We start from the raw sequence: 14,323 nt of genomic DNA, 5'->3' as shown, positions 1-14,323 counted from the left end.
GTGACATATCACGCGACTCATCTGAGACACATGTCCCGACTCATCACATTTGTGGGCCCAAAGGGACTCGAACCCCTGACATCCACGGTGTAAACGTGGCGCTCTAGCCAACTGAGCTATAGGCCCTGTGCGTGATTTCGGGAAAAATCCCCGATATTCACGCAAGGAATCGCCGCGTCCAAGCGAACCTGAACGAAGCAACTCCGAAATCATAGCAGCTGGCCGCAGCCCGCCGCTCTGTCAAAAGGTGTGAGGTACACCCAAAACCATGTAGGTACGCACCCCATCACGAAGCTGGAAGCTACCGGCGTTGGCCCTGATGGCTCAGCCGTACGCCGGTCCACGTAGTAGAGACGGCCGCGCTGGTGGTTGCCAGAAGCCCAGCGGTTTCAGCGGCTTCCTCGATCAGGCTGGTCTCCACATATCCCGTTTCACGCGGCCCGGGTACCAGTAGCCACAACACGGCATCTTCCGAATCCATGTTGGCTTTCATATCGAGGAGTAGATCGGCTAGATCGTCTGCGTCCCCGTCCTCCTCGCGCCACCACCCTAGAGCGGCGTCTGCGATATCCGGGTACTCCTCGTCGACGAGTTCACGCCCAACATCTCCTTCGATGGCTGAACGTACGTCAAAATCAACGTCCTCGTCATAACCAAATTCTTGAACAATACTTCCCTTGGTGAAACCAAACGATCCCATGGATACAAGCTCACCGTATTCGCGCCGAGTTATCAAGCGGAGCCGGCGATTTGACCAAAATCTCGCCAATTGAGAGCCTCACAGAGACGCCCTTCACACCTCCAACGCCCCATCACGCCCTAAAAAGTGGCCCACCGCGCAGTATTACTCACAAAGTTAGGCCTCACAGGCGGCCGAGTTGCGCGTTAGACTAGAGGGCAATCCGGGACCTTCGTCCACTCATCTGGCCGCCCCGGTTGTTTGGCAAGTACGCCCAGCTTCGAAACGAGGGAGATTCTGTGAGCGAGCCGATGGAATTATCGCCGCTGATTAACGGTCAACTTGGTCTGGTAGCAGACATTGACCCCGAAGAGACTCAGGAATGGGTCGATTCGCTCGATGACTTGATCGAGAATAGCGGTGGCCCCCGCGCCCGGTACATTCTCATGAGCATGGAGCGCCATGCACGCCGCAAGCGCATCTATGTTCCCACCAACCTAGTCACGCCCTACATCAACACGATCCCGGTTGAGGACGAACCGTTCTACCCGGGCGACGAGAAGATGGAACGCGAGTTCCGCCGCTGGATCCGCTGGAATGCGGCGGTGCAAGTGACCCGCGCCCAGCGCCCCGGAGTGGGAGTTGGCGGCCATATTTCCTCCTTCGCGGCTCAGGCAACGCTGTATGAGGTGGGCTACAACCACTTCTTCCGCGGCAAGAATCATCCCGGCGGCGGCGATCAGGTCATGTTCCAGGGGCATTCCTCCCCCGGCAACTACTCGCGCGCCTTCTTGGAAGGACGCCTGACTGAAGAGGATCTGGATAGCTTCCGTCAGCAGAGCTCACGCCCCTCGGGCGGCCGCGGCCTGCCCTCCTACCCGCATCCGCGCCAGATGCAGGACTTCTGGGAGTTCCCCACGGTATCGCTGGGCATCGGCCCGGCATCGGCTATCTATCAGGCGTGGTACAACCGCTACCTGCATGAGCGCGGCGTTAAGGACACGAGCGAGCAGCACGTGTGGGCGTTCATGGGCGATGGCGAGATGGACGAAGCCGAATCGCGTGGCCTCCTCCAGCAGGCCGCTTCCCAGCAGCTGGACAACCTGACCTTCGTAATCAACTGCAACCTGCAGCGCCTCGACGGCCCGGTTCGCGGTAACGGCAAGATCATTCAGGAGCTGGAAGCCTTCTTCAAGGGCGCTGGCTGGAACGTCATCAAGGTGCTCTGGGGCCGCGAGTGGGATCCGCTGCTTGAAGCGGATAAGGATCGCGCCCTCATCAACCTGATGAACACCACGCTGGACGGCGATTATCAGGGGTTCAAGGCCAACGATGGCGCCTATGTTCGCGATGCCTTCTTCGGCCGCGATCCGCGCACGAAGGCCATGGTTGCCGATTGGTCTGATGAGCAGATCTGGGCGCTCAAGCGCGGCGGCCACGATTATCGCAAGATCTACGCAGCCTACAAGTCCGCTCTTGAGCACAAGGGCCAGCCCACAGTGATTCTGGCTCACACGGTGAAGGGATACCTCTTGGGCCGCAACTTCGCGGGCAAGAACTCCACGCATCAGATGAAGAAGCTGAATTCCGCGGATCTCAAGGGCTTGCGTGATTCGCTCCAGCTCCCGATCGATGATTCTCAGCTGGAGGATCCCTACACCGCCCCGTACTACCGCCCGGATACGTCCAACCCCACGATGGAATACATCTTGGATAAGCGTGCCAGTTTGGGCGGATACCTCCCGGAGCGCCGCGTGACCTCCAATGGCGTGGCCCTTCCGGCTCAAAAGCACTTCGATTCCCTGAAGCCCGGTTCCGGCAAGCAGAAGGTCGCCACCACGATGGCTCTGGTGCGCCTGATCAAGGACATGGTCAAGGACAAGGAATTCGGTTTCCGTATCGTCCCGATCATTCCGGACGAGGCCCGCACCTTCGGCCTTGACGCCATGTTCCCCACGGCGAAGATCTTCAACACGCTGGGCCAGCATTACACGGCTGTTGATCATGACATGCTTCTGTCCTACAAGGAGTCCACGAAGGGCCAGCTGATGCATACCGGCATCACGGAGTCCGGCTCCACCGCCGCGTTCACAGCCGTTGGCACCTCGTATGCCACACACGGCGTCCCGATGGTGCCGTTCTACATCTTCTATTCGATGTTCGGTTTCCAGCGCACGGGCGATCAGTTCTGGGCTGCTGCCGATCAGATGGCGCGTGGATTCATCATTGGCGCAACGGCTGGCCGCACCACGCTGACGGGCGAGGGCCTTCAGCACCTGGACGGGCACTCCCCCGTGATTGCCTCCACCAACCCGGCCACGGTGATTTACGATCCGGCCTACGCCTACGAGGTTGCCTATGTTGTCCAGGATGGCATCAAGCGCATGTATGGCGATGGTTCGGATGGCCGCGATCAGAACGTCATGTACTACCTGACCGTGTACAACGAGCCGATTCACCAGCCGGCGGAACCCGAGAATGTGGACGTTGAGGGAATCCTCAAGGGCATCCATCAGGTCCAGGCTGATGAGGGCGAAGGCCCACATGTTCAGCTTCTCGCCTCGGGCGTTGGCGTTCCGTGGGCGAATGATGCCAAGCGCATGCTCGCTGAGGATTGGGGTGTCACGGCCGGCGTATGGTCCGTCACCTCGTGGTACGAGCTCCGCAAGGATGCCCGCCAAGCGGACGATCACAACTTCTTGCATCCCGAGGAGGAGCCACAGGTTCCCTACCTCACGCAGAAGCTTCAGGCCTTCGATGGCCCGTTCATCTCCACTTCCGATTTCGAGCATCAGGTTCAGGATTCGATCCGCCAGTGGGTCCCCGGCTCCTACTACACGCTTGGTGCCGATGGCTTCGGCTTCTCCGATACGCGCCCGGCAGCCCGCCGCGATTTCAAGATTGACGCCGCGTCCATGGTTGTCCGCGCACTTCAGGCACTTGCGGATGAGGGCAAGATTGACCGTTCGGTCATCAAGCAGGCTATTGATCGCTACGATCTGTTCAATGTTCGCGCGGCCGAACCTGCAACAGAAGAAGAGTAGAACGAAACATTGCGAGTACGTGGGGCACCGTCGTCGTCGTTATAAATTTTTCGACGACGACGAAGCCCGCGTTCGCCAGCTACATATCCTGTTGCTGTAGGAGCAGGGCGGTGAGTTCCTCCACCGTGGCCACCACGCGCCACGCGCGGGCGAACTCCGCCTCCGTTCCCTCGCCCCACCGGACAAGCACCGTATCCAGCCCGTTGGCTGCAGCGCCCTCAACATCGTGAATGCGATCGCCCACCATGATGGAATTGCTGGCAGGTACGCCGCGGCTGGCGAGTTCACTCAACGCATCTTCCACCCGGTGGCGTTTCTGGGCACGCGAGAGGTCCTCTGAGCTTCCGCACACCGCCTCGACATACTGGCTGACCCCAAGATGCTCCGAGAGCTCACATGCGTAATCCGTGCGCTTGGAGGTGGCAACCGCCATCGGTACGCCGGCCTGCTTCAGCGTGGCCAACATGTCGAGGATTCCCGGAAACAACTGCGTATCGTGCATACGCTGGGCGTAGAAGGCGCGATACGTGCGCACATAGGCTGCCACATCATCGGCGCCCAGAAGCGCAAACGTGTCCTCAAGCGGCGGGCCGATGAAGGGCCGGAAGAACTCGGGCGGGTAATCCTTGTTCTGTTTCTCGCGCAGGGTGAGGATGTAGGACTCGGTGATAATCGGTGCGGAATCGGCGAGCGTCCCGTCAAAATCGAAAAGAACTGGCCTCACAAATCAATTCCGTCTGTGCTTCCAGCACCTTGCCGGGAAATCTTGCGCTTGACCAGATTGATGACGGTTGTTGGCCCATCCGTCCCGCACGGGCCCTCCACCACAACGTCCAGAACGTTGCCCAGAGTGTCATTGACTTCCCAGCCCTCAGTCATCGGCTCTTCGTGACCGGGCAGGATCAGGGAGGAGGCGAGCAGCGGTTCGCCCATCTCCCCCACGATCGCCTGCGTGATCTTGTGATCAGGGATTCGCACGCCCACCGTGTGCTTCTTTGGGTTCAGGGTGCGCCGGGGAACTTCCTTCGTCCCCTTGAGAATGAACGTGTAGGGTCCGGGAGTCAGCGATTTTGCCAAACGAAAATCAGCGTTATCCACGATAACGAACTGGCCCATTTGGGCGAAGTTGTGGCACAGCATGGTGAAATGGTGCTTATCGCTCACGTGACGGAGCGTACGGATGCGTTCTAGGCCGTCCTTGTTTCCCAGAGCGCTTACCAGCGCATACCCGGAATCGGTGGGGATTGCTGCCACTTCGCCACCGCGGATCCGTTCAACAACTGCTGAAACAAGCCGGGGCTGGGGATCAACCGGGTGGATCTCAATGTAGCGTGCCATTACAGCTCCTCTGCGATATCGATGGCGTGCTCAAGCGCTTGGATCTGAGGTGTATGCCCCTCGTGTGGCAACTGGTGCAGGTAGTTTCGTGCCTCGTCCACGCGGCCGGCCTCCAACGCCGCCCGGACGATCTGTTCCCCTGCCTCAAATTCTTGTTCATCGGGGCGCCAGCGCCCCAGTCCCAACCCGAGCGCCGCGCTGGGCAGGCCGGCTTCGCGCAGCACACGGATGCCCGCCGCGAGTGCCCTGCCCGAGGTTTCGCGATCTGCCGCCACGGTGAGCCGGCGTAGGGCCGCTTCCCGATCGGAATCCACCGATAGCCGGGCCAGTTCAACGAGAGGGTACCAAGCATCCGGGGAAGCCCCGATCTCCTCCGCCAGTGCCCACATGGCCAAATCCGCGGAAACCGTGATTGTGCCCGTCACATCCGCGGTGAGGGGATCAGACATCTCGCGCCCTTCTTCGGCATCACGGACTATCTGAGCGAGCTCTTCGAAAGCTGTGACATCATTAGGATCATCGGATAGGCGTTGCCGCAGGTCTACCGCACGCTGGGCACGCGAGTCTGGTGATTCGGAGTTGTTGAGTAACCGCTGCACGATATCGATGAAGGCCATACCCAGAGCCTATCCAATTGTGAACGGAGATGTGATGGAGTCTAAAGATCCGCTTCAAGCTGTACAGAGCGCTCTCGCCGAAGAAGGCCACCCGGAGGTTGGTGTGGACTTCGCGTTGAGCGAAGTTGATCGCCTGACAAAATGGGTGGGAGCGCATGCGATTGAAGAAGCGCTTGGTGTGAGCATTCCGGATGAGCAGATCGAATCAGCCGCAACCGTTGGGGAGCTTGTGGCACTTGCGCAGGAGGGCAAGTCGGTCACAACGGTGCTAGCCCACACGGTGTAGCCAGCGCACCGGCGCACCGGCGCCCGCGTAACGGAACGGCTCCAGTTCATCGTCCCATGCCTGCCCCAGCGCAAGGTCCAACTGACGCTGGATCTCATCGGGATCGCCACTAGCATTCTGGATTGCCGCACGTATCCTGTTTTCGGGGATCACAACGTTTCCGGTGAGATCAGTTTGGGCGTAGAAGATGCCAAGGCCTGGCGTGTGGGACCAGCGCCCACCCTCGCTGACGGATGTGGGTTCCTCGGTGATTTCGTACCGCAGGTGCTCCCAGCCACGGAATGCGGTGGCCAGCATCGCGCCCATACCAGATTCACCGGTCCATGAGGCCTCACCGCGATTCATACCAGCCTGAGCTGGCTGCTCCGTCCACTCAAAGTTGATGCGGTATCCGAGCAGCTTTGATACCGCCCATTCAACGTGCTTTTGCACGGCGGGCGGTACCGAGTGAATGAATATGACACCACGGGTGGCGTGTTTAGCGCTCATAGCGTTCCTCCTGCGGTTGGGTAACTTTCCCTTTGCCACCCACGTTCGCAGGACGTAACCCTACTGTGTCACATTTTCGCGCCGAGGGCCAGAACATGGGGCGCGAGTGTGGGAAACGAGTGCCGCCGCGATTTTGGGCACCATGCCCACACAAAACTCGCATATATTACGGTTACATAGGTTATGTACTCAACTCATCCAAGGGAGCATCATCGTGGAGCCTCTCAAGGTATTGTCCGTCTGCACCGGAAACATCTGCCGCTCCCCGCTGTCCGAATACTATTTGCGGGCGGGCCTGAATCCTGCGGTGTTCCAGACGGCCAGCGCCGGCACTGCCGCGGCCATTGGAAGCCCCGTTCCGGATGCGCAAGTACAGATCGCGCGCAAGCTGGGTATTGCCAGCATCGTGGAACACGAAGCCCGCCAGATCACGCTCGAAGATGTGGAGCAGGCGGATCTGGTACTCACTGCAACGCTGCGCCATCGCCGGCAAGTTGTTCGGGCCCTGCCTACCTCCTCTGGCAAGGTGTTCACCATGCGTGAGTACGGCCTGCTTGCCCCTCACGTTGCCGAATCCGATTTCGCTCAGCTTCTGGAGGAGGGAATGAGTCCAGCGCGTCTGCCGGCCGCGGCGGTGCACCGGCTGCGGGGCACCATTGCCCCGCCAGCATCGGACGATGAGTACAACATCGTTGATCCCATCGGGCAGAATAAGCGGGTTTATCGCACCGCGGCCGATCAGCTCGTCTGCGCCCACCGTCCCATCATCGAACTGCTCACGATGGCCGAGGGCGTGTTTCATGACTGAGCGTTGAAGATCCACTCGTAGGGAATAAGCCCGCCGTAGTTCAGAAGATCGGCCACAAAGTAGCCAGTGGCGGCTACTACGACCGCCGCTTTCATGACCGGCCGTCCCTTGAGGTGGTCAAAGAGATGCGGAGCAAGCAGCACTAGCACCATACTGAAATACCCGGCAATTCTGGTTGCCTCCAGAAAGCTCAATCCGATGATGGTAAAGAGCGGCCCGAACATGTAGATGTTGCGCATCCAGATAAGGAACGGGGCGCTCAGCCGGATCTGGAGGAGGAAGAGGGCAACCGCGCACTGGAAGGCGAGGGACAGAACGGTCCCAAAGCCAGCCCCCTGAGCGTGATCCACATAAAACACGTAACGATCTCCGAACAGCGCCAGCAGGTTCTGAATCGGGGGAAGAAGAGCAATCGCGGAGGCGCTGGCGCCGGCAACCGCCACCATCACCGCCAGCGTTGTGCGGGTGAGGGTGATGACCCTCGCCACTGCGAAGAACACGATGGCGATGATGGCCGAGAAGTGGATAGTGCAGGCGAGCACTGCCACGATGACCGCCCACGGGCGCCCTGCGTGGCTGGAGTTCCGGGAGCTTCCGGTGCGTCGGGGGCTTCGGGGGCTTCGGGGGCTTCGGGAGCTTCGCCGGTTATACAGAACAAATGCCAAGAAGAGCATTGACGTAGCGAGCCCTTGGCGCACCGTGTTCATCGGACCGGTGTAGTGAGCCAACAAGATGTAGGCAGCAATGGATACTGAGCGCGATGGGGAGGCTAGGTAGATGGCAACAACGGCGCACAGGACAGTGAGTGCGCTGGTGACAAAGAAGAACACGTCCGGATTCTCACTCACCGATTTGATGAGGAGCGAGAGAACAGTAAAGCCTGATTCTTGGGGCGAATTGGCAATCGTGCGCTGCCAGCTCGTGGCGTCCAGCCTGACAAAGATGTAGGAGTAAATCTCATAATCGGTGCCGATCCCATAGCGCAAACCCGCAAAGCAGACGAGTATCCCAGTCGCCACCAGCTCAAATGGGCTCAGGAGAAGCCACCGCAACTGCCCCTGGGCCCGTGGGCCGCGAAACACACGTTGGGACACCCCGATAAGCGCGGGCACAACGGCGGCCACGAGCAGATAGGGGATCATGAGGGCTGGGCCCGCGCCCCACTGAACAGCTCGGGGCTTGGAGCCGCGAACGCGCCATCGCCGTAGAACTCGTAGCCATACACACCGTAGCTGCGCGCGTCCACTCCCCTCGTGGGCACCATGGTCAGCGCCAGTCCAATCACGTGTCCCCGCGCTGCCTTCATCGATTCGAGAGCACTGGCAAGTTCCGCCTTCCGCACTTTGCCTGCGGCAGCAACCATGATCGCTCCTCTCGCTTCCTTGGAGAGAATCGCAGCATCGGTCACGGCAAGGATCGGCGGGGCATCGAAGATCACGTAGTCATAGTCCCGCCCCAGTTCCTCGATGACGCGGTGCATATCAGCCCCGCCCAGCAGCTCGGACGGATTAGGCGGGATTGCTCCAGCCGGCAAAACCGCGAGGCCTTTGCACCCCCATGGTTGAATCACCTCGTCAAGCGAGGCCCGCCCGATCAGCACATCGGTCAGGCCCACGGCCCCTTCGATCCCCATCATGGTGGCCACGCTCGGTTTGCGAAGGTCCGCATCCACCAAGGCAACGCGCGTCCCCGTATCGGCTATCAGCACAGCAAGATTGGCGGCCAGCGTGCTCTTGCCCTCGTTGGGTCCGGAGGATGTGATGACCAAGCTCTCTGCCCCATTTTGATTGCCCGATGCTCCCAGAAAGCGAAGATTGGTCCGCATGGACCTGTAGGACTCAACAACGGGGTGGCGCGGCTCAAGTTGGGCGATGAGTGGGCGGGCGTGCGCCTCCGGATCCGTCCCAATCGTCCCAATTACGGGAATGGGCGTGACAGCCTTAACGTCCGTTTTCGAGCGAATGCGCGTATCCAGAGTTTTCGTGAGGACAGCTATCGCAACTCCTACGAGCACCCCGGCCAAACAGCCGATCGCGAGGTTCAGCACCGTATTCGGGCTGGTTGGAGCCTGTGGCAGCTCCGCCGGCTGGACAACATCCACGTGCACCCGCGCCGGCGATCCTTCAGGCGTTTGCTCCAGATTGTTGACGATCACATCCGCCAGCACCGCGCTGGTGGTATCGGCAATGGCAACGGCACGCTGCGGATCGGCGTCCGTTACGTGGATATTGATCAGAACGGTGTCTTGCGGAGAATCGGCTGTCACCTGCTTGGCGAGCTCATGGCGTGTCACGTCCAGCCCGAGATCCTCGATCACTTGGTCGAGGATGGCGGCGCTATCTACGATCGACACGTAGGAGGCAACAGCCTGCTGCACAAAGGACGAACCTTCGGACAGGTCACCCACTGATGCCTCACCGGTTCTCACAGAAACAAACAGTTGGGTTGTGGCCGCGTAGCGGGGAGTCTGCGCTAAGGAAAATCCCAGCGCACCGCCGGTGAAAAGGGCGGTCGTCACCAGTATCAGCAACCACCGCTTGCGAAGAAGCAGAAGGTATTCATCAAGTTCCACGGCTGGCTCCGTTCGCTGGCACGTGCCCGGAAGCCCGTTGGCCGAAGCGTTGATAGTTCCACCTGCGCAGCCCCAACACAGAGAGGTACTGAGCTGCCAGCCACGCGGAGGTCCACGCCACTCGCTGATGGGCCGGAACCTCGTACACCTTGGCCACGCTGCGTTGCCGCCGAGCAATGCCCAAGGCACCCAACCCTCTGAGCTTGAACGATCGCGTGATCTGTCCCTCGTGTAGCCGATACTGGACAAGCGGCTCATCAAGAACCGCCACGCGCCCTACCAAGGCAAGCCTCAGGAAGAGATCGTAATCCTCATATTTGCGCAAGCTCGCGTCATATCCGCCCGCACGCTCGTAGGCGGCTCTGGACATCATGATGGATGAGTGAGTGATCGGGTTCTTCCTCCACAGCCCATCCTTGACATCAATGACGCCCCCGTCACCGCGAGCGCCAAGCTCCCCCATCACCTCACCGTCCTGATTGATGAGCATGGCCGAGGTACCAAGCACCGCAATGTCCGGATTGTTCTCCAACACCCGAACCTGCTTCCTGATCCGCCCCGGGAGCGCAATATCGTCGGAATCGAGCCGCGCCACATAGTCCGCCGTAGACAGCGCAATCACGGAGCGCAGCGCCCCGCCTACCCCCTGATTAACGGGAAATCTGTGGATCACCACGCGATCATCGGCCTTCCACGCACGTGGGGACTCCTCAACCGGCCCATCAAAGCCAACAAGAATCTGAAAGTCGATCCCCGGTGTGTGCTGCGCTAGGAGGCTTTCTACCGCCTTCTCTAGTAGCACATCATCCCGGATCACCGTGATCACGGCGTCAATACTGATCATGAGTCTGTGCCTCCCTTTCGCCTGCGTGCGGGCGATTCATCGGTAACGTGTGCCAGAAATTCCCTGATCGTCAAGGCGATGCGCCTGATCTGCCCCTCGCTCAGGTTTGAGCCGCTAGGCAACGCGAGCCCGTGGGCAAAGAGCCACTGCGAACTCCCGTTGATCGTGCCTGCGGCGCCGCGGAAGATGGGCTGTTCGCTCATTGGCTTCCACAGTGGACGGCTCTCGATATTCTCGGAACTGAGGGCGTGGCTCAGATCGCTGGCACGCCACTGCGCACGTTCGCCATCAACCAGAATGGAGGTCAGCCAGTAGTTATCCTCGTCATCGTGTTCGGCACCAAACACCGTCACCCCGGGAACACCTGAAAAGAGAAGTTTGTACATCAAACGCATCTCTTTGCGCCGATCGATCATGGCGTCCAGCCGCGTCAGCTGGGCACGGCCAAGCGCGGCCAGAAGATTGCTCAACCGGTAGTTATACCCAATGTCCCGATGCTCGTAGTGCACCACGGGTTCGCGTGCCTGTGTTGCCAAGTAGCGGGCCCGATCCGCGATGTCCCCCCTATTGGTCACGAGCATGCCCCCGCCGGAGGTGGTCATCACCTTATTGCCATTAAACGAGAGGATGGCGGCCTCTCCGAAGCTTCCCGCCGGGACGCCATTGTGGGAGGCTCCCAACGATTCAGCCGCATCGGCGAGGATCGGAACTCCGTAGGCGCCAGCAACCCGGCCGATCGCCGTATAATCGGCCGCTTTGCCCAAGAGGTCAACCGGAATAACCGCCGCGGCATGACGCCCGTGCGCCCTGAGATCTGATAATGCTTCCTCCAGAAGTACCGGATCCATATTGCCGGTTTCTGGTAGGCAATCCACGAAGTAGGGTTCGGCCCCGGTATAGGCAACGGCATTCGCCGTTGCCGCGAACGTCATATTTGCGACGACGACGACGTCCCCTCGCCCAACCCCCAAAGCGATCAGTCCAAGGTGCAGCGCTGCGGTACCAGAGGATAGGGCCACAGCGTGGTGCACTCCTAGGCGCGCTGCCATTTCGGCCTCGAATGCATCTACCTCAGGACCCAACGGGGCAATCCAGCCGCTGTGCATGGCTCGCATGACGTACTCTTCTTCCAGTGCCCCGACATCCGGGGCAGAGAGAAACACCCGGTCCGCAGCTGCTGCGGGGTTGCCTCTCATGATGCCGCCACTCCGGCCCGATGGCGCGATGCGATCGTGCGATCCCACATACCCTTATCTAGCTCCACATGCTCAATTCCGGAAACGTGTGCATGCGTGATTTTCGGGTGATAGGGGCGTTCGGTGGTTTCCCCAGTTCCCGTGAGTTCCTCGTGCAGCTTCTCCCCGTCGCGCAGCCCCGTAAAGACAATCTCGATATCTTGGCCCGACATCGCGATCATGCGGTGTGCAATATCAAGAATCCGCACAGGATCGCCCATATCAAGAATGAGGACCTCGCCAGTTTGGCCTATGCTGCCCGCCTGAATCACGAGCTGACAGGCCTCGGGAATGGTCATGAAGTAGCGGGTCATATCGGGATGGGTGACGGTCAGCGGTTTGCCTTCCTCGATAAGCCTCATGAAGGTGGGAAGCATCGATCCGCGGCTTCCAATGACGTTCCCGAAACGGACCGATATGTACCGCATCGATGGCTTCTGCCCGATGGATGCCGTCAGCTTTTCCGCCACACGTTTCGAATAGCCGAGAACGCTCGTGGGGTTGGCCGCCTTATCTGTGGAGATGTTGACGAATGTGGTAACACCGGCCGAAGCCGCGGCGTTGAGAACGTTGAGCGTTCCCAGCACATTGGTCTTCCATGCCTCATCCGGGTATTGCTCCAGCATGGGGAGGTGCTTGAGGGCAGCGGCATGAAATACCACGTCCGGACGGCGTTCACCCACGATCTGTTTCAGGCATTCCGCGTCACGGATATCGGCAAGTACCACATCAGGCGTGGTGAGCAACCCGTTACCCGCCGTGCTGATTTGCACGCTCTGGAGCGCGGTTTCATCGCGGTCCAGCATGATGAGTTCCTTCGGGCTGTACTTCTTGATCTCAACGCACAGCTGGGATCCGATGGAGCCGCCAGCACCGGTCACAAGGACCCGTTTGCCTGTGAGATATCCGGCCACTTCGGCAACGTGTGTGTCCACGAGAATTCTTCCGAGTAGATCGTCAACCGATAGGTCACGTAGATCCCGTGGCCGCAGCCAGTTCTCGAGAATCTGGCGAATGCTCGGCATCATCTTGACCTGTATGCCGCACGCCTTAGCCAGATCATGGACGCGTATTAGCACTGGTGAGGGAACGTTGGCGATGGCAACAACAAGGACCTTCGCGTCCGTTGCCTTGATGATCGCTGGGAGATCCTCCAGCTTGCCGAGCACCTGCACGTTTCTGATTCTCAGGTGCCGCTTCGCCGGATTGTCATCCACGATTCCAACGAATCGGTAGGGAGAGGTGGGATCTGTGCCATTCCAACGGATCAGGTGAGAGCCCATCGCTCCCGCACCAAAAAGCAGCGCTGGCGATGCAGTGGCGCCGGGGTGATTCCGGTAATCCATCAACAATCGCTCGATGTAGCGGCCCGCGAGCATCGCAAGTAGAGCTACGAATGACGCAATGATCATGATGGATCGGGATAGGCCCATATACGAGGAGCCAACGAGGGTTGCGATCCATAGGACAAGTCCAATGGAGCCAACAACAACCGCGATGGTGTGAACCTCCTCGAATGTGCCGGGGCCGTATCGGCCGGTGTACATTTTTACGCTCTTTCCGATCGTGAACTGTAGGAGGATTGCTAGCACGATTCCGATCGACAACATGCTCCATCGCACTTCGTTCAGAACAAAATCGTGGCGGAACAGCGCAGCCATCAGAATGGATACGCTCCAGGACAGGGCATCAAGAGCGAAACGGGTCCATCTATTCACCATGTTTCATCTCGTCTTTCTTATATGGGCATGCGCCCGCGCGTAGTTAGAGATGGTGAGCCACAGTGCGAAAACCGGTATGAATCTCCACTTGATACCGGTTTTCGCACTGCCTCAGGAAACGGCGCCACACATCGGTGTCATATGGTGCCGCGAAACGTCGAAAAGGCACGGCTAAAATACGCCGCGTCTCATCGAGACCTTAGGAGTGAAAGGGGCGCACACAATAGGGGTGCGCCGAACAGGGATGCCCGGTAAAGGTGTTGTCGAGCATCTCTGAACGTGAGTTCTTCTATGTGTTAGTTGGTGTCGACGATGATCTCAATCGTCTGTATGTTCATTGAGAGTTACTCAGCAGCGTTGGCAACTGAGCGTGTAGCCAGTGGTCCGAAAAGGCCCCTTGACTGTGCGCGAAAAGCTCTTTGCGGGCTAGAGGCCCGAGCGTTGCCCTAGTATAAGCAGAAAAGAGGTAACGGTACGAGACCCAATCTTGATCAATTTCCGGCTCTGCCATTGGCATGTTCTATTCCGCCAATCTGCCCATTCAGTCGCGCCATCACGGGAACGTCATAGGACAGCCCAAGATTTCCTCCCCGCTCCATGGAGCCGATGCCTCCGCTACGCCCACGTCCAGCGTTCACCGCGCCGGCAGCGTTGGACACCATGAGGGAAATGAAGTCAGCCCCGCATTCG

General features: G+C 59.5%; 14 protein-coding genes and 1 tRNA gene. 3 read left to right on the top strand and 12 right to left on the bottom strand.

Annotated features, from left to right (window positions below; translation table 11 throughout):
• Positions 1-52 precede the first annotated feature (52 nt).
• A tRNA-Val gene (locus ACTHV6_RS10870) sits at positions 53-126 on the bottom strand.
• A gap of 175 nt (positions 127-301) precedes the next feature.
• Positions 302-700, bottom strand: coding sequence for a DUF3052 family protein (locus ACTHV6_RS10865; RefSeq protein WP_441387561.1), 399 nt, complete (start codon positions 698-700; stop codon positions 302-304).
• Positions 701-990: 290 nt separating this feature from the next.
• On the opposite strand from ACTHV6_RS10865, the gene aceE reads away from it, so the two are divergent.
• Entirely contained in the window at positions 991-3,723 is a 2,733-nt protein-coding gene (gene aceE / locus ACTHV6_RS10860; protein ID WP_441387562.1) for a pyruvate dehydrogenase (acetyl-transferring), homodimeric type, read from the top strand.
• A gap of 79 nt (positions 3,724-3,802) precedes the next feature.
• Here the strand turns inward: aceE and ACTHV6_RS10855 are convergent, their stop codons facing one another.
• Genes ACTHV6_RS10855 through ACTHV6_RS10845 form a run of 3 tightly spaced genes read right to left on the bottom strand, consistent with a single transcriptional unit; the run spans position 3,803 to position 5,678 of the window.
• Positions 3,803-4,447 carry an HAD hydrolase-like protein gene (locus ACTHV6_RS10855; RefSeq protein ID WP_441387560.1) on the bottom strand — a complete coding sequence of 215 codons (645 nt, stop codon included), beginning with the start codon at positions 4,445-4,447 and terminating at the stop codon, positions 3,803-3,805.
• Positions 4,444-5,061 (bottom strand): L-threonylcarbamoyladenylate synthase, encoded by a 618-nt coding sequence (locus ACTHV6_RS10850; RefSeq protein ID WP_441387559.1) that lies wholly within the window; start codon positions 5,059-5,061, stop codon positions 4,444-4,446. The genes ACTHV6_RS10855 and ACTHV6_RS10850 overlap by 4 nt, the downstream gene beginning before the upstream one ends.
• Complete coding sequence (locus ACTHV6_RS10845; RefSeq protein WP_441387558.1) at positions 5,061-5,678, bottom strand: hypothetical protein; 618 nt, start codon at positions 5,676-5,678, stop codon at positions 5,061-5,063. The genes ACTHV6_RS10850 and ACTHV6_RS10845 overlap by 1 nt, the downstream gene beginning before the upstream one ends.
• Positions 5,679-5,712: 34 nt before the next feature.
• On the opposite strand from ACTHV6_RS10845, the gene ACTHV6_RS10840 reads away from it, so the two are divergent.
• Complete coding sequence (locus ACTHV6_RS10840; RefSeq protein ID WP_441387557.1) at positions 5,713-5,964, top strand: hypothetical protein; 252 nt, start codon at positions 5,713-5,715, stop codon at positions 5,962-5,964.
• Here ACTHV6_RS10840 and ACTHV6_RS10835 read toward each other — a convergent pair.
• Positions 5,947-6,453 (bottom strand): DUF3145 domain-containing protein, encoded by a 507-nt coding sequence (locus ACTHV6_RS10835; RefSeq protein ID WP_441387555.1) that lies wholly within the window; start codon positions 6,451-6,453, stop codon positions 5,947-5,949. The two genes, ACTHV6_RS10840 and ACTHV6_RS10835, sit on opposite strands and share 18 nt — an antisense overlap.
• A 214-nt stretch (positions 6,454-6,667) precedes the next feature.
• Here ACTHV6_RS10835 and ACTHV6_RS10830 point away from each other — a divergent pair, with 214 nt between their 5' ends.
• A complete protein-coding gene (locus tag ACTHV6_RS10830; RefSeq protein ID WP_441387554.1) occupies positions 6,668-7,261 on the top strand; it encodes an arsenate reductase/protein-tyrosine-phosphatase family protein in 594 nt (197 codons plus the stop codon).
• Here ACTHV6_RS10830 and ACTHV6_RS10825 read toward each other — a convergent pair.
• The 6 genes from ACTHV6_RS10825 to ACTHV6_RS10800 form a co-directional block, all read right to left on the bottom strand.
• Positions 7,252-8,403, bottom strand: a complete 1,152-nt coding sequence (locus tag ACTHV6_RS10825) for an EpsG family protein (RefSeq protein WP_441387552.1) — start codon at positions 8,401-8,403, stop codon at positions 7,252-7,254. The genes ACTHV6_RS10830 and ACTHV6_RS10825 overlap by 10 nt on opposite strands.
• Positions 8,400-9,833, bottom strand: coding sequence for a polysaccharide biosynthesis tyrosine autokinase (locus ACTHV6_RS10820; RefSeq protein ID WP_441387551.1), 1,434 nt, complete (start codon positions 9,831-9,833; stop codon positions 8,400-8,402). Before ACTHV6_RS10820 ends, ACTHV6_RS10825 begins: the two co-directional genes overlap by 4 nt.
• On the bottom strand, positions 9,823-10,677 hold the full coding sequence (locus ACTHV6_RS10815) for a glycosyltransferase (protein ID WP_441387550.1): 855 nt from the start codon (positions 10,675-10,677) through the stop codon (positions 9,823-9,825). The genes ACTHV6_RS10820 and ACTHV6_RS10815 overlap by 11 nt, the downstream gene beginning before the upstream one ends.
• Positions 10,674-11,873 (bottom strand): DegT/DnrJ/EryC1/StrS family aminotransferase, encoded by a 1,200-nt coding sequence (locus ACTHV6_RS10810; RefSeq protein ID WP_441387548.1) that lies wholly within the window; start codon positions 11,871-11,873, stop codon positions 10,674-10,676. The genes ACTHV6_RS10815 and ACTHV6_RS10810 overlap by 4 nt, the downstream gene beginning before the upstream one ends.
• Complete coding sequence (locus ACTHV6_RS10805) at positions 11,870-13,633, bottom strand: nucleoside-diphosphate sugar epimerase/dehydratase (protein ID WP_441387547.1); 1,764 nt, start codon at positions 13,631-13,633, stop codon at positions 11,870-11,872. The genes ACTHV6_RS10810 and ACTHV6_RS10805 overlap by 4 nt, the downstream gene beginning before the upstream one ends.
• Before the next feature lie 491 nt (positions 13,634-14,124).
• Positions 14,125-14,323, bottom strand: a 199-nt coding sequence (locus tag ACTHV6_RS10800) for a hypothetical protein (RefSeq protein WP_441387545.1), incomplete at its 5' end; no start/stop codon positions are given.

The sequence above is a fragment of the Ancrocorticia sp. genome (assembly GCF_052089425.1).
GTDB lineage: Bacteria > Actinomycetota > Actinomycetes > Actinomycetales > Actinomycetaceae > Ancrocorticia.
Note: the sequence above shows the minus strand (reverse complement) of the source record. Positions and strands in the feature narration are given on the sequence as shown.